The organism is Ruegeria intermedia (genome assembly GCF_900129345.1).
Lineage (GTDB): Bacteria > Pseudomonadota > Alphaproteobacteria > Rhodobacterales > Rhodobacteraceae > Ruegeria > Ruegeria intermedia.
This window is the reverse complement of the sequence record NZ_FQVK01000002.1, coordinates 105,973-126,624: the sequence shown is the minus strand read 5'-3', so window position 1 is coordinate 126,624 and position 20,652 is coordinate 105,973. Positions and strand designations below refer to the sequence as shown.

Sequence of the window (20,652 nt, the reverse complement as noted above, 5' to 3'; positions counted from 1 at the left end):
CGTCAGTCTCTGGGGACGCGGCTGGCCCAATCCGACAGAGTTCGCTCCAGATCGCCATACCCGGTGAAGCGGCGTTCGAAGGTCAGGCCCATACGGTCGGCGCAGTCCTTGGCTCGCTTGGTCAACTCAGGGTCGTCGATTTGCGCCTGATAGACCAGCTTGGTGTAGTTCCCGAAATACATGTCGCGCAGCTGCGGATGACGGTCGAGCCCCAGCGGTTTCCAGACGAAGGCATCGAACTGACGCGCCAGGAAATCGGTCAGATAGAAGGCCGTGGCCTCCTCGTCGCCATGTTGGGCAAACCGGTCATTGCCCTCGAAGAACGAATAGCAATGCGGCCCCTTCACCATTTCGACGCCCAGCCGTTTGCAGGCCTGCTCCAGCAGGCCGCCGGTGCCGCAGTCGGCATAGACCACGAAGATGCGGTCGAAATCGTTGCGGTGCCGGGCCACGGCATCCTCGACCGCCTGGGTGATCCGTTCGGGGTGTACATGCAGGATCGCCGGCAGGCAGGTCAGGGCCAGATGGTCCCAGCCGTTGCGCCGTTTCAGATCGAGGATCTCGCGCGCCAACGCTCCGCAAGCGATCAGAAGAACGTTCTGCCGCGCGGCCGTGTCTGTATATCCGCGGATCGTCAGGCTTTCGTCATCCGGAAGATCATCGCTGTGCATGAGCCGCTTTCCCTTGGTGCCACACCCAGCAGATACCGTCCGGGCCGACGATGCAAGCTCGGTTCCGACATGGTCTGTCAGGCGACCGACGCCATGGTCTCGTATGCGCGCAGGGCAGGGCGCCCCGTTGGGCCAAAGGCCTGCAGCCCGCGTTGCGCAAGCTCGGGGAAGAGGCTCAGAACTTCGGCGCGGGCGGCTTCGTCCAGGCTGCTCCACCCAAGGGTGCCGGGGTGGAAGCTTTCGCTGATGCACCCCTCGGACCAGACAAGCTCGTGCCGGTCGAACAGCAGATGCAGATAGGTGACATGGCCGCCGGGGCGCAGCGCGATCGAGTGGCCGTTCACCAGATGCTTCGCGGGTGCCAGCGCTTCGGCGTGGCCGGTGTTCAGCTCGACCCGCCAGTCGCGCACCAACATGCGATGTTGCTGCGAAACCAGAAGGTCACGGTCGTTGCCGATGACCCCGCGCCGAAACAGGACCGGAGCGAAAGCGCCCCGGGCAGGCACCGTGCGACGCCCGATCCAGCGCAGCGGCTGCAGGCCGTGATCGACCGTGGCCACCAAGTCGCCCGGTTTCAGAGAGTCGACAGGGCGGTCGCCGGTCTGAGTACGGATCCGGGTGCCTTGCGTGAAGCATGTGACCAGGTCCCAGGTCTCGCGACTTGCGGTCAGACCGCGGTAGTTGCGCCCCGCCAGGCTGTTCAGCCGGATCGACTGAATCGGTCCGGCGGACAAGGCGGCCTGATCGCTGTTGGGAGAGAACTCGGGCGCAAGATAGGTATTTCCGTCCGTGTCCTGCGCGATGACCGCGCTGATGTCGGCCGTTGTTCCATCGGTATAGGTGATGGTTGCGTTGTAGATCGACGTGCCGTCGAAGGTCTGGGGCGGTCCCCCGTCGATCGAAAACCTGTCGCCATTGGCGAGGTTCATCTCGTACACGCGGCCGGGGTTGCCGACGGCGCTCCAGGTCACGGCGTTGTTGAGAAGGGCATTGCCCGGCCCGCCGAATTGAGACCCGACCAGAGCCTGCGCGTTTTCGGCGCGGTAGTTTCCTTCGACCGTGTCAATATCGGCCAGATTGCCCAAATAGATGGCTGTAAACGTCGTTGGCACCTGAAACCTCGCGTACTCGTGCGAAAAGCTTTGCCAGAAATAACATCAATAGGTTTAAGGAATTGTTTTGGCAGCATGAAATGCCATCTGAACAAGAAAACCGCCCGTGAACGGGCGGTTTTCCGGTGTTGAGGGGTGATTCAGCCGGCCAGCTGATTGTGTTTGCGCGACACGAATTCCTTGGCCGTTTCCACCGCCACGGCGGCGTCGCGGCAATAGGCGTCGGCGCCGATGGCCTTGCCGAACTCTTCGTTCAGCGGGGCGCCGCCCACCAGCACGATATAGTCGTCGCGCTTGCCCTGCTCGACCAGCGTGTCGATGACGACCTTCATGTAGGGCATGGTCGTCGTCAGCAGGGCGGACATGCCCAGAATGTCGGGCTGTTCGGTCTCCAGTGCTTCCAAATAGTTCTCGACGGGGTTGTTGATGCCGATGTCCACCACCTCGAACCCGGCGCCTTCCATCATCATGGACACGAGGTTCTTGCCGATGTCGTGGATGTCGCCCTTGACGGTGCCGATCACCATCTTGCCCACGCGCGGCGCGCCGGTTTCGGCCAGCAGCGGCTTGAGGATCGCCATGCCGCCCTTCATCGCGTTGGCGGCCAGCAGAACCTCGGGGACGAACAGGATGCCGTCGCGGAAGTCATGCCCAACGATGGTCATGCCACCGACCAGAGCCTTGGTCAGAATGTCGTACGGAGCCCAGCCGCGTTCCAGCAGAATGTTGACGCCTTCCTCGATCTCTTCCTTCAGGCCGTCATACAGGTCATCAAACATCTGTTCGACGAGCTCGTCGTCATTCAGTTCCGACAGGACGATGTCTTCTTCATCGGACATGGGGCAAATCCCTGAGCTGTTGGGGCCTTGGGCCCGTGGTGGCTGTTTTTTCCGTTTTGGCCAAAACGTCGCAGGCGGACTGTGACGATTGCGACCTCGGCGGTTCCGGGACCGACCTATAGGCGAAATTCTTGCGCCCAACGAACGAAAATTTCACATGATCATCCTGTGGAATTTTCACGTGGGGTTCTTCTTCGGAGTTTGACCGGGTTGCGGCCGAACGCGGTTCGACTTGCGCCGAGATCGTCCTGCCGCTATCACTGAAAGACGAGAACAATAGGTGAACAACTATGCGTGTTCAGCAGGAAAAGCGTGCGCGCGGCGCCCGGTCCAACCAGGCCGGCCGGTACGAGCGGTTCGCGCATGAAGACTTTGATGACGGCTGGGATATCCCCGAGGTTCTGCCGCCTCTGCGCACGGATGTCCGGAACGAAACCGCGCGGTCACTCGTCACCTACAACAGGTCGCCGGATCTGCCGTTCGACCGCTCGATCAACCCGTATCGGGGGTGTGAACATGGGTGCGTCTATTGTTTTGCCCGGCCGACCCATGCCTATCTGGGCCTGTCGCCGGGGCTGGATTTCGAAACCCGCCTGATCGCCCGGCCGAACGCGCCCGAGATCCTGCGGGCCGAGCTTTCGGCGCGCCGCTACAAAGTGGCGCCGATCGCGTTGGGAACCAACACGGACCCGTACCAGCCGATCGAAAAGACGCGCGAGATTACAAGGCGTTGCCTCGCGGTGTTGCAAGACTTCAACCATCCCGTGGCCATCGTGACCAAGGGAACGCTGGTCGAGCGGGACCTGGACATCCTTGCGCCGATGGCGGCCAAGGGGCTGGTGCGGGTCGGCATTTCGCTGACCACGCTGGATGGCAGCCTGTCGCGGCGGATGGAGCCGCGCGCGCCGTCGCCGCAGCGGCGGTTGCAGACCATTCGGGCGCTGACCGAGGCCGGGGTCCCGGTGCGGGTGATGACCTCGCCCGTCATTCCCGGCCTGACCGACCACGAGCTTGAGGCCCTGCTGGAGGCTGGCCGGGATGCGGGGGCGGATGCGGCCAGCTGGATCATGCTGCGCCTGCCGCGCGAGGTCTCGGACCTGTGGAGGGAATGGCTGGCAGATCACGAGCCGGGCCGCGCCGAAAAGGTCATGGCGCGGCTGCGCGAGATGCATGGCGGCAAGGACTATGACCCGCGCTGGGGGCATCGGATGCGGGGCGAGGGCGTCTTTGCCGAACTGATCGCCAAGCGGTTCAATGCAGCCGTGGCCCGGTTGGGTCTGGCGGTGCGATCGCCCGATCTGCGCTGCGATCTGTTCGCGCGGCCGCCGTTGCCCGGCGACCAGATGTCATTGTTCCAATAAGATAAGACCCCGCGCTTGGCGGGGTCAGGTTCTTCAGCGGTTTTCGATGTCGACATAGTCGCGCCGGGTCTCGCCCAGGTACAGCTGGCGCGGACGGCCGATCTTGTTCTGCGGATCGGCGATCATCTCTTTCCACTGGCTGACCCAGCCGACGGTCCGCGACAGGGCAAAGATCGGGGTGAACATCGAGGTCGGGAAGCCCATCGCCTCGAGGATGATGCCCGAGTAGAAATCGACGTTCGGGAACAGCTTCTTCTCGGCGAAATACGGATCTTCCAGGGCCTGTTTCTCAAGCGCCTTTGCCACCTGCAGTTTCGGGTTGTTCTCGATGCCCAGCAGGTCGAGCACTTCGTCGGCCGATTGCTTCATCACCTTGGCGCGCGGGTCGAAATTCTTGTACACGCGGTGGCCAAAGCCCATCAGTCGGAACGGGTCGTTCTTGTCCTTGGCGCGGGCGATGTATTCGGGGATGCGGTCGACGCTGCCGATCTCTTCCAGCATCTCCAGGCAGGCCTGGTTGGCGCCGCCATGTGCCGGGCCCCACAGACAGGCGATGCCGGCCGCGATGCAGGCGAACGGGTTCGCGCCCGAAGACGAGGCCAGGCGCACGGTCGAGGTCGAGGCGTTCTGCTCGTGATCGGCGTGCAGGGTAAAGATGCGGTCCATGGCGCGACTGAGGATCGGGTTGACCTCGTAATCTTCGGCCGGAACGGCAAAGCACATGCGCAGGAAGTTCGACGCATAGTCCAGATCGTTGCGCGGATACACGAAGGGCTGGCCGATATGGTACTTGTAGGCCCAGGCCGCGATGGTGGGCATCTTGGCGATCAGGCGGTGCGACGCGATCTCGCGCTGGCGCGGATCCGAGATGTCGGTCGAATCATGGTAGAAGGCCGACATCGCGCCCACGACACCCACCATGATCGCCATCGGGTGCGCGTCGCGGCGGAACCCGCGATAGAAATACTGCATCTGCTCGTGCAGCATCGTGTGGTGGGTGATGGTGGATTCGAACTGCTCCAGTTCGTCGGCCTTGGGCAGATATCCGTACAGCAGCAGGAAGCACACCTCGAGGAAGTGGGATTTCTCTGCCAGTTGGTCGATCGGATAGCCGCGGTGCAGCAATTCACCCTTTTCACCGTCGATATAGGTGATGGTGCTGTCGCAGCTGGCGGTCGAGGTAAAGCCGGGGTCATAGGTGAACACACCCGCCTGGCCATACAGCTTGCGGATGTCGATGACGTCCGGCCCGGCAGTCGGCGAGAGCACCGGCAGTTCGTAGGTTTCGCCGTGAACGGTCAGCGTGGCGGTCTTGTTGCTCTCGGTCATGGTATCCCTTCCTCAATCATGCGTATGCCGGAGCCCGCACCGATGGTGCGCGCAGCCCGTGCGTCGTTGGTCCTAGCCGAGCAGCGTTACCCGAACGTGAAGTCAGGCCTGGTTCGCTGCGTCGGATATCCGCGCCAAGGTCTCATCCCGCCCCAGCACGAGCATCATGTCAAAAACCGAAGGAGTCACCGCCCGTCCCGCCAGTGCCGCCCGCAGCGGGCCGGCCAGCTTTCCGAACTTCAGCCCGTTCGCCTCGGCGAACGAATTGAGAACCTCCTCCAGAGCATCTCGCGTCCAGCTAGCATTTTGCAGGTGCGGCGTCAATTGCTTCAGTATACCATCGGATACTGAAGCAAGCGCCTTCTGCGCCTTCTCATCCAAGTCGATCGGGCGTGAGGCCAGAACAAACCGCGCTTTTTCAAGCAGTTCCGGGAAAGTACGTGCGCGGTCCTTGAGACAATACATCGCGCGTTCCAAATCGGCCGCCTGACCGTCCGTCAACTGCGGCAAATTCGCGGCCTCAAGATAATCCTGAATTTCTTGCCGCAACGCAGCATCGTCCGAGATCGCGATGTGCTGACCGCACAGATTTTCCAGCTTTTTCAGGTCGAAACGCGCGGGGCTTTTGCCGATTCCGTCCAGATCGAACCATTCCCGTGCCTGTTCGTCGGTGAAAAATTCGTCGTCCCCGTGGCTCCAGCCCAGCCGCGCCAGATAGTTGCGCATGCCGGCCGCGGGATAGCCCATCGCCTGATATTCCTGCGCCCCCAAAGCGCCGTGGCGCTTGCTGAGCTTCTTGCCGTCGGGGCCGTGAATCAGCGGGATATGGGCCCAGACCGGAACGTCCCAGCCCATGGCTTGATAGATCATCATCTGGCGGGCTGCGTTGTTCAGGTGGTCATCGCCGCGTATCACATGGGTGACGCCCATGTCATGGTCATCGACGACCACCGCCAGCATGTAGACCGGTGTCCCGTCCGAACGCAGCAGCACCATGTCGTCCAACTGGTCGTTGCGGATGGTCACATCGCCCTGCACCTTGTCGCGGATCACCGTCACGCCCTCTTGCAGCGCCTTGATGCGCACCACGAACGGGCGGTCGGGATGGGTGCTGGGGTCGGCCTCTCGCCAGGGGCTGCGGAACAGGGTCGATTTCCCCTCGGCCCGGGCCTGTTCGCGGAACGCCGCGATTTCTTCCTGGGTCGAGAAGCACTTGTAGGCCTTGCCTTCGGCCAGCAGCTGATTGGCGACTTCGGCGTGCCGGTCGGCGCGGGCGAACTGGCTGATGACCTCGCCGTCATGGTCCAGCCCCAGCCAGGCCATACCCTTCAGGATGGCCTCGGTCGCCTCGGGGGTCGAGCGTTCTCGGTCTGTGTCCTCGATCCGCAGCAGGAACTTGCCGCCGCGACCACGCGCATACAGCCAGTTGAACAGTGCGGTGCGGGCGCCGCCGATATGCAGGAAACCGGTGGGCGAGGGGGCGAAACGGGTGACGACCTGTTCGGACATGGGCGTGATTAACCTTTTGGTAACCGTGGTGGGCGTAGTCTGGCGCCTGTCTAACGAGCCTCAAGGACGGGGGCAACCATGCGTGTTCTGGCACGGGTCGAAGACGCGCTGCTGAACCAGCGCGGGCATCTCTTTCCGTGGTCTCCGGTCTGTCTGGCAATCGGCATCGGCCTGTATTTCGGACTGCGGTTCGAGCCCGGTCCGAGCCTGTATCTCGGTGTGTCCGTCATGGCCCTGCTCGCCATGTGGGCCGGCTGGCGGATGCACGAAGCCTGGGCGCCGTTGGCAATTGGGGGGGCGTTGATCGCCGCCGGGTTTCTCCTGGCCGGTGCGCGCGCCCACATGGTCGCAGAGCCGGTTCTGCAATGGCGCTTCTATGGCCCGGTCGAGGGGAGGGTCGTAGCGCTTGACCGGTCTGCGTCGGGCGCGCTGCGGGTGACATTGGACCAGGTACGGATCGGGGACGTACCGCCGGACCAGACGCCGCGGCGCGTCCGGCTTTCACTGCACGGGGATCATGTCACGCCGGTTCCGGGTCAGCGGATCATGACCACAGCACATCTGAGCCCGCCGCAAGGCCCGGTCGAGCCCGGCGGGTTCGACTTTCGCCGCCATGTCTGGTTCCAGGGGCTTGGGGCGGTCGGCTATTCGCGCGTGCCGGTTCTGACGGTTGCGCCGCCGCGGGCCGAGGGCGTGCGCATCGCCGGTTGGCGTATGGCCATATCGCGGCATGTCCAGTCGATCCTGCCCGGCGATGTCGGAGGCTTTGCCGCCGCCGTCACGACCGGAGACCGAAGCGGCATGTCTCGTGCCACGCTCGAAGGGTTGCGGGCGTCGAATCTGGCGCATCTTCTGGCGATTTCCGGGCTGCACATGGGGTTGCTGACGGGGTTTGTCTTTCTGGCCTGCCGGATCGCGCTGTCGGCGATCCCGCCGGTTGCGCTGCGGCTTCCGGTGCGCAAGGTCGCGGCGATGTGCGCGCTGGCGGCCGCCACATTCTATCTGTTGATGTCCGGCGGCAATGTCGCGACCGAGCGCGCCTTCGTCATGGTCGGCGTGATGTTCTGCGCGGTGCTGATCGACCGCCGCGCCATATCGCTGCGCGCAGTGGCGGTTGCCGCGCTGATCGTGTTGGTGCTGCGGCCCGAAACGCTGCTCAGCCCGGGTTTCCAGATGTCCTTCGCGGCAACGACCGCGCTGGTCGCCGTGTTCGGCGCCTTTCGAGAACTCCGCCTGACTGAAGCGCCCCGATGGGTGAAGGCGGCCGGCGGACTCGTGGCGTCGTCCGCCGTGGCGGGCCTTGCCACCGCTCCGATCGGGGCTGCACATTTCAACGGCGTCTCGCATTATGGCTTGTTGGCGAATATCCTGTCGGTCCCCGTCATGGGCACGGTCGTCGTGCCGGCGGCGGTGGCGGCGGCGATCCTGGCACCGCTGGGGTTCGAGGCCGTGGGGATTCAGGTAATGGGCCTGGGGCTCGGGTGGATCCTGACGGTTTCGGATTGGGTGTCCGGTCTGGACGGGGCACGCGGCTTCGTGTCCAGCCCTCCGGGCTATGTGCTGCCGGTCTTAGCCCTGGGGGCGCTGTGGGTCGTGTTGTGGCGCGGCTCGGCGCGATGGTTGGGGGCCGTGCCGGCCCTGGGAGTGTTCCTGCTGTGGAACCAGGCCAGCCGGCCCGAAGTTCTGATTGCCGATACCGGAGGTCTGGTCGGCGTGATGACCGAACAGGGACGGGCGCTCAGCAAGGAAAAGGGCGGCGGGTTCATCGCCTCGGTCTGGCTGGAGAATGACGGGGACGGCGCCGTCCAGGCACAGGCGGCCCGTCGTTGGCCCGACGATGGCGGGCTGGTGCGCCGGATTGCTCTCGGAGAAACCGAGCTGGTGCATGTCACCGGCAAACGCGCGGCGAAAACGTTGACTGGCTGCACCGACGGCCAGATCGTCGTTAGCCCGGTACCGCTGCACCTGACCGGTGGATGCGCGGTTTTCGGACCCGAGGAACTGCGGCGCAGCGGCAGCCTTGCGCTGAAGGGCGGGCAGCTTGTCAGCAGCGCCGACATTGGCGGCAACCGGCTGTGGTCCCCGGTTGCGCCGCGCGATGCAAAAATTCAGTAGGTGCGGATCAGGCCGACAAGCCGCCCCTGGACCTTGACCTTGTCCTCGGGCAGCACGCGGGTTTCATAGGCCGGGTTGGCCGCTTCCAGCGCGATGGCGTTCCCCTTGCGAAAGAACCTCTTCAGAGTGGCTTCCTGATCCTCGACCAGGGCGACGACGATATCGCCATTGTCGGCGGTCGAGGTTTCGCGGATGACCACGACATCCCCGTCGTTGATCCCGGCATCGATCATCGAATCGCCGCGCACCTCAAGCGCGTAGTGCTCGCCGCGACCGGACACCATCGTTCCGGGCACGGCCACGTGATGCGAGACATGGCTGATGGCTTCGATCGGCACGCCGGCCGCGATGCGCCCCATGACGGGTAGCTCGGTCGCGTCCACGGAAACGGGCTCGAAATTGGCGGGGCGGGGCTCGTCGGGCCTGTCGCCTTCGATCACCTTGGGCTTGAAGCCGACGGTGGGTTCGCCACCCAGGCTTTCCGGCAGTTTGACGATCTCGATCGCGCGGGCACGGTGGGCAAGGCGACGGATGAAGCCCCGTTCCTCGAGCGCGGTGATCAGGCGGTGAATGCCGGATTTCGATCGCAGGTCCAGCGCGGTCTTCATTTCGTCGAAGCTGGGCGGAACACCATCCGCCTGCACCCGCTTGTGGATGAATTCCAGCAAATCCAACTGCTTCTTGGTCAGCATCGCTCAAACCTCGCCGCTCATGCGTTTTCTTTTGTTCTACGCATGTTCACCTTTTGTGTCAACGGTGGCGGTGGCCGGGGTCAGATCGGCAGATATTGCACGATCTCTCCGCTGGCGCGTTCCGGGTCGTGGGGCGGGCGTACGATCAAGGCGTTGGATCGCGCCAGAACGCCCAGCAGAGAACTGTCCTGGTCGTCGAAGGCGCTCAGCCCCTCATCGCCCAGCCACGCACGCATGTAGTGTTCGCGCGGGCCGTTGGCGGGCAGGGGGCTGGCCAGTCTTGCCTGTTTCACCTCAGGCCCGGCCGGGGTCAGGCCCAGCATCCGGCGTACCATCGGCACCAGAAAGACATATCCGCAGACCATGGCGCTGACCGGGTTTCCCGGCAGGCCCACCATCGCGGCCTCGCCCAACTGCCCGGCCATCAGCGGTTTCCCAGGCCGCATGCGGACCTTGTAGAACGATTGCTGCAGGCCCAACTTCTCTGAGGCTTCGCCGACCAGATCATAGTCGCCGACCGAAGCGCCGCCGATCGTCACGACGACGTCCGCGCCTTGCGCCAGATTCAGCGCGATCTCGAGTGACTTGATCGTGTCCCGCGCGATCGGCAGCATCCGCACATGCGCGCCCGCGTCTTCCAGCAACGCCTTGAGGCCAAAGGAGTTCGACGCGATGATCTGGTCCGGCCCCGGAGTTTCGCCGGGCATCACCAGCTCGTTCCCCGTGGCAATCAGCGCGATCTGCGGCTTGCGGGCCACCGGGACCGCAGGAACGTTCATCGCGGCAAGCAGGGCCAGATCCCTGGCGTTCAGCCTCCGGGGTGCGCTGAGCGTGGAGCCAACCCGGAAATCCACGCCCGCCGGGCGGATGTTGGTCTTGGGTCCGGGTTCGTCGGTAATTGTCAGCAGGTCGCCGCGTCGCTGGGTATCTTCCTGAATGACAATGAAATCCGCGCCATCCGGCACCGGGGCGCCGGTGAAGATCCGAACCGCCTGTCCGGGGCCGACGGTTCCGTCAAACCGCTGGCCTGCGGTCGCTTCGCCGATGACTTTGAACATGGCATGCAGTTCGACCTCGGTCGCCTTGACCGCGTAGCCATCCATCGAAGACGCCGCAAAGGGCGGTTGGTCACGGTTCGCAGTGACTTCGGCGGCCAGGACGCGCTCCGCCGCCTCGGCTAGCGGAACCTGTTCGGTTTCCATCTCCGGCGCCAGGTCCAGGACCAGAGCGCGCGCCTCGTCTACCGTGATCATGACGCCTCGTAACGTCCCGATTTTCCGCCATCTTTCAGAATGACGCGGATACCGCCGATCTCCATCGCCTTGTCCACGGCCTTGGTCATGTCATAGACGGTCAACGCTGCGGTCGAGACCGCGGTCAACGCCTCCATCTCGACACCGGTCTGGCCGGTCGTCTTGACGGTGGCCTCGATCCGAACCCCGGGCAGGTCCGGGTCCAGCGTCAGGTCGACCGAGACCTTGGTGATCGGCAGTGGATGGCATAACGGGATCAGGTCCGGGGTCTTCTTGGCTCCCATGATCCCGGCCAGCCGGGCCACCCCAAGCACATCGCCCTTTTTGGCTCGACCTTCCGAAATGATATCAAAGGTTTCGCGGGCCATCTTGACGTATCCGCCTGCCACCGCGATGCGATCGGTCACGCGCTTGTCCGAGACATCGACCATATGCGCCTGGCCGTCGCTGTCGAAATGGGTCAGTGGCATCACATCACCCCCGGCACCAGCGGGTTCGCCAACAGGCGGCGGGTCGCGGCGGCCACGTCCTGCTGGCGCATCAGGCTTTCGCCGATCAGGAAACACCGCGCCCCATAGCGGGCGATATCGGCCAGATCCTCGGGGGTGTTCAGACCGCTTTCGCACACGATCGTACGGTCGGCCGGGACCAGTTTGGACAGCCGGCGCGTCGTATCAAGCGAGGTCTCGAAAGTCTTGAGATTGCGATTGTTTATGCCGATCAGCGGGCTTTTCAGTGCGGTCGCGCGCTCCAGTTCGGCCTCGTCATGCACCTCGATCAAAACATCCATGCCCCAGTCAAAGGCCGTCTGTTCAAGTTCAGCCGCCTGCGCATCTTCGACCGAGGCCATGATGATCAGGATGCAGTCCGCCCCCAATGCCCGGGCCTCGACCACCTGATAGGGATCGTACATGAAATCCTTGCGCAGGGCCGGCAGGTTGCAAGCGGCGCGCGCGGCGGTCAAATATTCCTTGGCGCCCTGAAAGCTGGGTGTGTCGGTCAAGACCGACAGGCAGGCCGCACCGCCTTCTTCATAGGCTTGCGCCAGTGCGGGCGGGTCGAAATCCGCGCGGATCAGGCCCTTGGACGGGCTTGCCTTCTTGATTTCCGCGATGAGCCCGTATCCTTGGCGGCTGGCCCGGTGCAGTGCCTCGGCGAAGCCACGGATTGCGGGTGCCTCGCGGGCGTCCTGTTCGACGGCCTCCAGCGGTTTGCGCGCCTTGTCGGCGGCGATTTCTTCCAGCTTGTAGGCCTTGATCCTGTCGAGAACGGTTTCGGTCATGCAGCTTCCTGTGTCAGTCGCGCCAGAGCGGCGATTTTTTCCTTGGCCTTGCCGCTGTCGATGCTTTCAGCGGCCATGGAGACGCCGTCCCGCAGGTCCTCCGCGGCATCCGCCACGACCAGCGCGGCGGCCGCGTTCAGCAGTACGGCGTCGCGATAAGCCGACGGTGCGCCCTGAAGCAGGGCGCGGAACGCCGTGGCGTTGTCTTCTGGCGTGCCGCCGACGATGGCCTCGAACGGATGCACGGGCAGGCCGGCATCCTCGGGGTGCAGTTCGACCTCTTTGACGCGCCCGTCTTCCAGCGCGGCGACCCAGCTGATGCCGGTGATCGTCAGCTCGTCGGTGCCGTCCGAGCCATGCACCAGCCAGGCGCGATCCGACCCCAGCAGGCCCAGCGTTTCGGCCATCGGGCGGATCAGGTCGCGGCTGAAGGCGCCGGTCAACTGGCGTTTCACCCCGGCCGGGTTGGTCAGCGGCCCCAGGATGTTGAAGATGGTGCGGGTGCCCAGTTCCTGACGTGTGGGCATGACATGGGCGATGGCCGGGTGATGCATGGGCGCCATCATGAACCCGATGCCAACCTGTTGCAAAGCCTTTTCAACCACTTGCGGGCCAACCATCACGTTGATGCCCATCTGTGCCAGCGCATCCGCCGCGCCCGATTTCGAACTCAGATTCCGGTTGCCGTGCTTGGCCACGGTCACACCGGCCCCCGCCACGACAAAGGCCGTGGCGGTCGAGATGTTCAGCGTGCCCTTGCCGTCGCCGCCGGTGCCGACGATATCCATGGCGCCTTCCGGGGCCTTGACCGCGTTGCATTTCGCGCGCATCACCGCTGCGGCCGCGGCGTATTCCTCGACCGTTTCGCCGCGGGTGCGCATGGCCATCAGCAGACCGCCGATCTGGCTGGGCGTCGCTTCGCCCTCGAACAGGATCTCAAAGGCCTGTTCGGCCTCGGCGCGGGTCAGGGCGCGATCGGCTGCGGCCCCGATCAGCGGTTTCAATGCGTCGCTCATGCGGGGACTTTCATCTCGTTCAGGAAATTCTTGAGCAGGGCATGACCATGCTCGGATGCGATCGATTCCGGGTGGAACTGAACCCCGTGAATGGGCAGCGTCCTGTGCTGCAGGCCCATGATCGTGCCATCCTCGAGCTCGGCTGTGATTTCAAGGCAGTCTGGCAGGCTTTCGCGCTCGACAACCAGCGAATGATAGCGCGTGGCCTGGAACGGCGAGGGCAGGCCCGCGAACACCCCTTTGCCGGAGTGGTGCATCGTGCCCATCTTGCCGTGCACGATCTCGTGGCAGCGCACGATCTTGCCGCCAAAGGCCTGCCCGATGGTCTGGTGGCCCAGGCAGACGCCCATCAGCGGCGTTCCGGTCTCGGCCGCGGCCTGGGTCAACGCCAGGCAGATGCCGGCCTGGTCCGGGTCGCAGGGGCCGGGGCTGAGCAGGATGCCGGCGGGGTTCATCGCCATGGCCTCCTGCACGTTCAGCGCGTCGTTGCGGCGCACCACCATTTCGGCGCCGAGCTCGCCCAGATAGTGGACCAGGTTGTAGGTAAACGAGTCGTAGTTGTCGATCAGCAGCAGCATATTGCACGTGTCTTGTGTTTGGGCAATTCGGACTGGCGATCCAGCCGCGAGCCACGGTATAGTGTTGGCACATACATGCTCAGGCTTGCAGGGCAGCGTCAAGGGGACAAGCTGCCGATGACGGGTCGCGGGCAAGCGCCGCACAGATGGCGCCGGGTTCACCGAGGCAGATTGCAGGGCGAGAGGCAAAAGAGATGGGCGGATTTTTCGGCGGGGTCTTGACCGGCGCGGTTGTCGTCGTGGTGGTGGGGGTCGTGTTGTCCCTGAACGCACCCTTGGGCAGCAGGCCCGAACTTGTGACCACCGCCCCCGAGGCCAAGGGCGTCGCGCCGCAGGCCGAGGAAACCGATCTGTCCGAGCCCGGGCCCGATGCCGATCTGGTCGAACTGGCGCCGCGGGGGTTGAACGCCTTGGATGACGCGACGGGCCAGACCGAGGCCCCGATCGGCATCGCCGCCGAGCCGGATGCGCGCCCCGATGTCAAACGTCAGATCGGACAGGTCGAAAAGCCGGCCACCGGTGCTGCGTCAACGGTGGAGATTGCGCGCGTAGCACCGGCTGCACCCGCTGCGCCGTTGACCGCCCCGGTGACGCAGGATCAAGGCGCCGAGCCGGTTTCGGTCGATCCGACACCGCCCGCCGCACCCCGGCCGCCCGAGGCCACCGCGCTTGCCGAGCCGCAGCCGACGCCGGGTGCGGATTCTGGCCAGACCGAGGCATCCCCGGCCCCCGAGGGTGATGCCGCCGAGCCGGACGCAGACCTGCCGGAACAGCAGGCCGCGGTCACCGAACCGCAGGCTGCCGCTCCGAACCCGATTGCCGTCGAGGGCGAAGAAAACACTCAGCCGCGCAAGCGCGCGCGGATCGCGGCCTTGCCTCAGATCGGCGGACAACAGACTGCCTCGGCCTCTCCGACCATCGGGCAGCGTGTGGTCCCCCTGACCGAACGCGACGACCCGGCGGAAGACGTGGTTCAAGTCGCTGAAAAAGCACCCGCCGATCCCATCGACGCCTATGCCGCGCCGTTCGAAAACCCGGAAGGCAAACCGTTGATGTCGATCATCCTGATCGACGACGCGGGCGCATTCGGGGCCGAGGCGCTGCAGGATTTTCCCTATCCGCTGACATTCGCGGTCAGCCCGTCCGACCCCGAGGCCGCCGACAAGATGAAGCGGTATCGCGAGGCGGGGTTCGAGGTTCTGGCCATCGCCGACCTTCCCGCCGCGGCCAGCGCGCAGGATGCCGAGGTTTCGCTGTCGGTCTGGCTGGACATGCTGCCCGAAACGGTCGGGATCCTCGAAGGCGTGCAGACCGGCGTCCAGGGCAACCGCAAACTGGCCGACCAAGTGGCCGCGATTGCAGGCGGGACCGGGCGCGGGCTGGTCTTGCAGGACAACGGGTTGAACACGGCGTTCAAACTGGCTGTGCGCAACGGGATTCCGTCCAGCGTGGTGTTTCGCGACATCGACGGTGCCCGGCAGGACGCCGACGTGATGCGCAGGTTCCTGGACCAGGCCGCGTTCCGCGCCGGTCAGGAAGGCGCGGTGGTGATGCTGGGGCGTCTGCGGCCCGAGACCATCTCGGCACTGTTGTTGTGGGGCCTCGAAGATCGCAGCGGCAGGGTTGCGCTGGCGCCGATCTCGGCGGTCATGAAAAGCCAGATCCAGTAGGCCGGCCCTGTCGGATTGAAGAACGGGTGGCCGTCGCGCCACCGGTTTGCCGTTCAGCCGTTGCCCGAGCCGGTGAACCGGGCCGCATCCGCCGCAGCCCGCCGGATCGCGTTGGATTTGTGAACCGTCTCCATGTACTCGGCCTCGGGGTCGCTGTCATAGACGACACCGCCGCCGGCCTGGATGTACAGTTTCTTGTCCTTCACGATGGCCGTGCGCAGCGCGATGCACATGTCCATGTCGCCGCCGGCGCTGAAATAGCCGACCCCGCCGCCATAGATGCCGCGCTTTTCGGGCTCCAACTCGTCGATGATCTGCATCGCGCGCACCTTTGGCGCGCCTGAAACCGTGCCCGCCGGCATTCCGGCAAAAAAGGCGTCCAGCGCGTCCTTGTCCTCGGCCAGTTCACCGACCACGTTCGACACGATGTGCATCACGTGGCTGTAGCGCTCGATGATGAATTCCTCGGTCGGGCGCACAGTTCCGATTTTGGACACTCGCCCCGCATCGTTGCGGCCCAGATCCAGCAGCATCAGATGTTCGGCCAGTTCCTTCTGGTCGGCCAGCAGGTCCGCCTCGTTGGCCTTGTCCTCCTCGGGGGTGGCGCCGCGGGGGCGGGTGCCGGCGATCGGGCGGATCGTCACCTGGTTGCCGAAGACCCGCACCAGGATTTCCGGGCTGGCGCCCACCACCTGGAACCCGCCGAAATTGAAATAGAACATGAACGGTGACGGATTCGTGCGCCGCAGCGACCGGTACAGCGCAAAAGGCGGCAGCGGGAAATCCTGCGTCCAGCGCTGAGCGGGCACCACCTGAAAGATGTCGCCGGCACGGATGTATTCCTTGGCCTTTTCGACCGCCTCCATATAGCCAGACTTGGTGAAATTCGACACCGGCGGCGCGACCTCTTGCGCCTCGCCCAGGTCGCGGGTCTCGGCGGGCATGGCGCGTTCCAGATCGCGCACCGCGTCCATCACGCGCTCGGCCGCCTGCGCATAGGCCGCCTTGGCCGATTGCCCCTCGGTGACCCAGGCGGGCGAGACGATGGTGACCTCGCCCTTGACACCGTCCAGAACCGCCACGACCGAGGGCCGCAGCAGGATGGCGTCGGGCAGGCCCAGCGGGTCGGGGTTGACGTCGGGCAGGTACTCCACCAGCCGCACCATGTCATAACCCAGATAGCCGAACAGCCCCGCCGCCGCCTGCGGCAGGTCGTCGGGCAGCGCGATGCGGCTTTCCGCCAGCAGCGCGCGCAGATTGTCTATCGGGTTGCCGTCCTGAGCGGAAAAATCATCCTCGTCGAACCGGGCCGAGCGGTTCAGCTCGGATGTCTCGCCCCGGCAGCGCCAGATCAAGTCGGGCTTCATGCCGATGATCGAATAACGCCCGCGCACCTCGCCTCCGGTCACCGATTCCAGCACAAAGGCGTTTTTCTGCGCGCCCGTCAGCTTGAGCATCAGCGACACCGGCGTGTCCAGATCTGCGGCCAGACGGGTATAGACCACCTGGTTTTCACCCGCGTCATAGGCGCGGGTGAAGCTGTCGAAATCGGGGGTCAGAGCCATTTGTCGATCCGGTCAGAAATTGGCCTGGACGGCGTTCAGCGCGCGCTGGTCCAGCGTGGGCCGGGCGCGGGTCTGCGCGTCGCGCACATAGGCGTCAAAGATGTTCTGCGCCAGCGCCTGGTTCAGCTGCGCCGCGACCGCGTCTTTCATCTGGCGCTGCTCGTCGGTTTCCGCCGGGGGCAGCACCTCGTCCAGACGCACGATGAATACCGCGCCCTGACCGGGAATGACACGCAGTTCGCCCGGCTCCATCTCGAACACCTGGGTCATGAAATCGGCGGGCACGTCATCCAGGAACGCCGTGCGGGTCAGCGCGTTTTCCACCCGGAACGGCAAGCCCGTGGCGGTGAAGTCCCCGTCAACGGCCAAGCTTGTCACGACCGTATTGGCCTTTTCCAGCAAAGCCTTGCCGATTTCCTCCTGTTTCCATGCCTGGATCACGCGGTCGCGCGCTTGCGCCAGCGGTTCGGGGCGGGGCGGCAGTTCCTCGTCCAGACGCAGCGCAAAGACCGAGCCGTCCTCGAGAAAGCCAATCTCCGGGAAGTCGCCCTCGCCAACGGCCTGGGCCGCGCTGCGGAAGGCGTCATAGGCGGCAAGGCCCTCGTCGCTCTGGGTCGTCCAGTCGATCTGGCCCAGTTCCATCTCGGTTTCTGCGGCCAGTTCTTCCAGCGTCGCACCGCCGGCCAGCATGTCGTTGTATTCTTCGGCCTGCGACTCGATCACGCGGCGGGCGCGTTCGGCGGCCAGTTCCTCGCGCAGTTCGGGTTCGGCCTCGTCAAAGCTGACATTGTGCTCGGCCAGCGTGCCGTTCACGCGGAACAGCGCCGGGCCGAAGGCCGACGGCAGCGGGCCGACCACATCGCCGACCTCGGCGGCAAAGACGGCATCTGCCGCTTCGCCCAGATCGTCACGGGTCACATCGCCCAGATCGACATCGCTGAGCTCCAGCTCGCGCGCGCGCACCAGCTGTTCGAAATCGACGCCGCCGACCTCAAGCTGCGCCTTGGCTTCGGTCGCCTCGGCCTCGGACGGGTAGACCAGCCGTTCCACCAGGCGCCGCTCGGGCTGCTGGTATTGCTCCTTGCGCTGCTCGTAGAGGCGGCGCAGGGCGTCCTCGTCCACCTCGACCGTGTCCTGCAGCATCGCGGGCGACAGAACCGCATAGGTGATCTTTTTTGTGCGGGGCAGGGTGAAGCGGTCGGTGTTGGCGTCATAAAACGCCTGGATGTCCGCGTCGGTCGGCTCGGGCACCGGTGCGTCCAGCGCGTTCGCCGACAGGGTGGCCACGGTAAAGCTGCGGCGCGCCAGCACATAATCGGCCAGCGTGTCGGTCAGAATCGCGGGCATTTCGATGCCGTTCATTATGGCGCCTTGCACAAGGGTGCGAGCGGTTTCCTTGCGCAGGTCTTCCTCGAACTCGGCTTCGGTCATGCCGATCTGTTCCAACTGGAACCGATAGGCCTCGCGGTCGAACGATCCGTCTGCGCCCTGGAAGGCCTGAATGCGCAGGATCTCCTTTTGCAGGTTCTCGTCGCCGACCGAGATGCCCAGCTGCGCCACCTCGTTGTCCAGCGCGGCCAGGGCGACCAACCGCGACAGGGCGCGCTGATCCAGTCCCAGGTCGCGGGCCTGAGACATCTGCAGCGGCTGGCCCGTCTGCGCCTCGACCGCGCGAATTTCGCGCTGAAGCTCGCGGGCATAGGCATCGACGGTGATGACCTCGTCCCCCACCTGCGCGACCGTGCGCACGGTGCCGCTGAGGTTGACGGCGCCGAACCCGGCAAGCCCCAGCATCAACAGACCCATCAGGATCCAGACAAAGGTTTTGGAAAGGTTCTTCATGCCTGCGGCCATAGTGCCCTCTTGGATCTTGCGGCAGGGTTCTGCCGTCTGTGTTGCGGCCCTGAATACGACGCGGGGTGCCGGGGGGCAAGCTCAGAAGGACAGGGCCTGCAAGCGGTCGAACAATTGCTCGATTCCGGCGCGGTCCAGATTGGCAAAAGCAATGCGCACCTGGCGTTTCCCGGCGGGGTCGTGATCGGGCATGAACATCGTCCCCGGCAGCAGCAGTATACCGGCGTCACCGACCAATCTGCGCGCCAGTTCGTCCGACGGCATCTCGAACGGATGTTCGAGATAGGCGAAATAGGCCCCCAGACCCAGCAGCCGCCAGCCCTTGTCGGTCAGGCGGGGCATGTTCTGCGTGATTGCGGCGCGGCGGTCCAGAATTTCGGCGCGTTCGCCCGCCAGCCATTGTGACAGGTTCTGCATCCCCCACAGCGCCGCGAACTGGCCTATTTGGCCGGGGCAGATGGCGACGGTGTCGAGGAATTTCTCGACCTCGGCCAGCAGCTGCGCACCGGTGGCAATCGCGCCCACGCGGTGTCCGGTCAGGCGGTAGGCCTTCGAGAAGGAATAGAGATGCACCAGCGTCCGGTCCCAGTCGGGCTGCTGGAACAGTGCGTGCGGCGGGCCGTTGCGGCTGTCGAAATCACGATAGGTTTCATCGACCAGCAGGCGCAGGCCATGTTCTTGCGCGAGGTCATAGAAGGCACGGACCAGATCCGCCGGATATTCGACCCCACCCGGATTGTTGGGCGTGACCAACGCGATCGCGCGTGTGCGCTCGGTAATCAGCGCGCGCGCCCGTTCGGGATCGGGCAGCAAGTCCGACCCGGTCGGCAGATCAACCGCCCGAACGCCGGTCATATCCAGCCACATTTTGTGGTTGAAATACCACGGGGTTGGCAGGATGACTTCATCCCCCTGGCCGGTGATCGCCGAGATGACCGAGGCGAAGGCCTGATTGCAGCCCGAGGTGATGGCTGTCTGTTCCGGCCGAATCTCGGCAGCGTAGTGATCGCCGATCTCACGCGCGAGTTTCGCGCGCAGATCGGGGTTGCCCAATACCGGGCCGTAGAGATGTGCGGCATCCTGATTGATCGCGAAATCGGCCATCGCCTGCCGCAGCGCCAGCGGCGGCGGATCGACCGGCGCCGCCTGGCTGACGTTGATCAGCGGGCGATCATCGGTGAACGTGACCCCTTCAAGCCAACGCCGCGCCTCCATCACCGGAGGGGCGAAGGTGGCGGCGGTGCGGGTCAATGTCATCGGGGGTCCGGTCTTGCTGAATTGTGGTGAAACGGGCGATCAGTCGGTGCCGCGATAAGGCTCGACATATTGCAGGGCCATGTCCCAAGGGAAAAAGATCCAGGTGTCCTGACTGACTTCGGTGATGAAGGTATCGACCATCGGTCGGCCCTTGGGCTTGGCATAGACCGTGGCGAAATGGGCCTTGGGGTACATCTTGCGTACCAGTTCCAGCGTCTTGCCGCTGTCGACCAGGTCGTCGATGATCAGCACGCCTTCGCCATCGCCCATCAAATCGGCGTCCGGGGCCTTGAGCACCTCTGCCTCGCCACGCTCCTGATGGTGATAGGATTTGACGCTGATCGTATCGACGGTGCGGATGTCCAGCTCGCGGCTGACGATCATCGCCGGTGCCATGCCGCCGCGCGTGATCGCGACGACGGCGCGCCAGGCGCCCTCATCCGGACCCTGACCGTCCAGCCGCCAGGCCAACGCGCGCGAGTCGCGGTGGATCTGGTCCCAGCTGATGTGAAAGCCTTTTTCGTGGGGCAGGCGGTCCTTTGCGCTCAT

Annotated in this window: 18 protein-coding genes; 3 read left to right on the top strand and 15 right to left on the bottom strand. The window is 64.7% G+C overall.

Annotation, left to right across the window (positions count from 1 at the left end):
* Positions 1-2: 2 nt before the first annotated feature.
* The 3 genes from F3H26_RS02250 to F3H26_RS02240 form a co-directional block, all read right to left on the bottom strand.
* Complete coding sequence (locus tag F3H26_RS02250) at positions 3-671, bottom strand: DUF1638 domain-containing protein (protein ID WP_149774435.1); 669 nt, start codon at positions 669-671, stop codon at positions 3-5.
* A gap of 77 nt (positions 672-748) precedes the next feature.
* Positions 749-1,783: a Hint domain-containing protein gene (locus F3H26_RS02245; RefSeq protein WP_149774434.1), complete on the bottom strand. Its 1,035-nt coding sequence runs from the start codon at positions 1,781-1,783 to the stop codon at positions 749-751.
* A 140-nt stretch (positions 1,784-1,923) separates the two neighbouring features.
* Positions 1,924-2,622: a corrinoid protein gene (locus tag F3H26_RS02240; protein ID WP_149774433.1), complete on the bottom strand. Its 699-nt coding sequence runs from the start codon at positions 2,620-2,622 to the stop codon at positions 1,924-1,926.
* A gap of 290 nt (positions 2,623-2,912) precedes the next feature.
* On the opposite strand from F3H26_RS02240, the gene F3H26_RS02235 reads away from it, so the two are divergent.
* Complete coding sequence (locus F3H26_RS02235) at positions 2,913-3,983, top strand: PA0069 family radical SAM protein (protein WP_149774432.1); 1,071 nt, start codon at positions 2,913-2,915, stop codon at positions 3,981-3,983.
* 33 nt (positions 3,984-4,016) lie between these two features.
* Here F3H26_RS02235 and gltA read toward each other — a convergent pair whose 3' ends face one another.
* Positions 4,017-5,312: a citrate synthase gene (gltA, locus tag F3H26_RS02230; RefSeq protein WP_149774431.1), complete on the bottom strand. Its 1,296-nt coding sequence runs from the start codon at positions 5,310-5,312 to the stop codon at positions 4,017-4,019.
* A gap of 102 nt (positions 5,313-5,414) precedes the next feature.
* Positions 5,415-6,821, bottom strand: a complete 1,407-nt coding sequence (gene gltX / locus F3H26_RS02225; RefSeq protein WP_149774430.1) for a glutamate--tRNA ligase — start codon at positions 6,819-6,821, stop codon at positions 5,415-5,417.
* A 78-nt stretch (positions 6,822-6,899) separates the two neighbouring features.
* On the opposite strand from gltX, the gene F3H26_RS02220 reads away from it, so the two are divergent.
* Entirely contained in the window at positions 6,900-8,936 is a 2,037-nt protein-coding gene (locus tag F3H26_RS02220; protein ID WP_149774429.1) for a ComEC/Rec2 family competence protein, read from the top strand.
* On the opposite strand, the gene lexA is transcribed toward F3H26_RS02220, so the two are convergent.
* The 6 genes from lexA to F3H26_RS02190 all read right to left on the bottom strand — a co-directional run bounded on the left by lexA (position 8,930) and on the right by F3H26_RS02190 (position 13,757).
* A complete protein-coding gene (lexA, locus tag F3H26_RS02215) occupies positions 8,930-9,628 on the bottom strand; it encodes a transcriptional repressor LexA (protein ID WP_149774428.1) in 699 nt (232 codons plus the stop codon). The genes F3H26_RS02220 and lexA overlap by 7 nt on opposite strands.
* 80 nt (positions 9,629-9,708) lie before the next feature.
* Complete coding sequence (locus tag F3H26_RS02210) at positions 9,709-10,881, bottom strand: molybdopterin molybdotransferase MoeA (RefSeq protein ID WP_149774427.1); 1,173 nt, start codon at positions 10,879-10,881, stop codon at positions 9,709-9,711.
* Positions 10,878-11,351: a cyclic pyranopterin monophosphate synthase MoaC gene (gene moaC / locus F3H26_RS02205; RefSeq protein WP_149774426.1), complete on the bottom strand. Its 474-nt coding sequence runs from the start codon at positions 11,349-11,351 to the stop codon at positions 10,878-10,880. The genes F3H26_RS02210 and moaC overlap by 4 nt, the downstream gene beginning before the upstream one ends.
* On the bottom strand, positions 11,351-12,163 hold the full coding sequence (gene trpC, locus F3H26_RS02200; RefSeq protein WP_149774425.1) for an indole-3-glycerol phosphate synthase TrpC: 813 nt from the start codon (positions 12,161-12,163) through the stop codon (positions 11,351-11,353). Before trpC ends, moaC begins: the two co-directional genes overlap by 1 nt.
* The gene (trpD, locus tag F3H26_RS02195) at positions 12,160-13,179 is read right to left on the bottom strand and encodes an anthranilate phosphoribosyltransferase (protein WP_149774424.1); all 1,020 of its coding nucleotides are present in this window, start codon (positions 13,177-13,179) and stop codon (positions 12,160-12,162) included. The genes trpC and trpD overlap by 4 nt, the downstream gene beginning before the upstream one ends.
* Entirely contained in the window at positions 13,176-13,757 is a 582-nt protein-coding gene (locus F3H26_RS02190; protein WP_149774423.1) for an anthranilate synthase component II, read from the bottom strand. The genes trpD and F3H26_RS02190 overlap by 4 nt, the downstream gene beginning before the upstream one ends.
* Positions 13,758-13,951: 194 nt before the next feature.
* Here F3H26_RS02190 and F3H26_RS02185 point away from each other — a divergent pair, with 194 nt between their 5' ends.
* Entirely contained in the window at positions 13,952-15,427 is a 1,476-nt protein-coding gene (locus F3H26_RS02185) for a polysaccharide deacteylase family 2 protein (protein ID WP_149774422.1), read from the top strand.
* Between the two features lie 53 nt (positions 15,428-15,480).
* Here the strand turns inward: F3H26_RS02185 and trpE are convergent, their stop codons facing one another.
* The 4 genes from trpE to gpt all read right to left on the bottom strand — a co-directional run bounded on the left by trpE (position 15,481) and on the right by gpt (position 20,652).
* A complete protein-coding gene (trpE, locus tag F3H26_RS02180; RefSeq protein WP_149774421.1) occupies positions 15,481-16,992 on the bottom strand; it encodes an anthranilate synthase component I in 1,512 nt (503 codons plus the stop codon).
* A gap of 12 nt (positions 16,993-17,004) precedes the next feature.
* Positions 17,005-18,846 (bottom strand): peptidyl-prolyl cis-trans isomerase, encoded by a 1,842-nt coding sequence (locus tag F3H26_RS02175; protein ID WP_149774420.1) that lies wholly within the window; start codon positions 18,844-18,846, stop codon positions 17,005-17,007.
* An 81-nt stretch (positions 18,847-18,927) separates the two neighbouring features.
* Positions 18,928-20,103 carry an aminotransferase gene (locus F3H26_RS02170; protein ID WP_149774419.1) on the bottom strand — a complete coding sequence of 392 codons (1,176 nt, stop codon included), beginning with the start codon at positions 20,101-20,103 and terminating at the stop codon, positions 18,928-18,930.
* A gap of 39 nt (positions 20,104-20,142) precedes the next feature.
* Complete coding sequence (gene gpt / locus F3H26_RS02165; RefSeq protein WP_149774418.1) at positions 20,143-20,652, bottom strand: xanthine phosphoribosyltransferase; 510 nt, start codon at positions 20,650-20,652, stop codon at positions 20,143-20,145.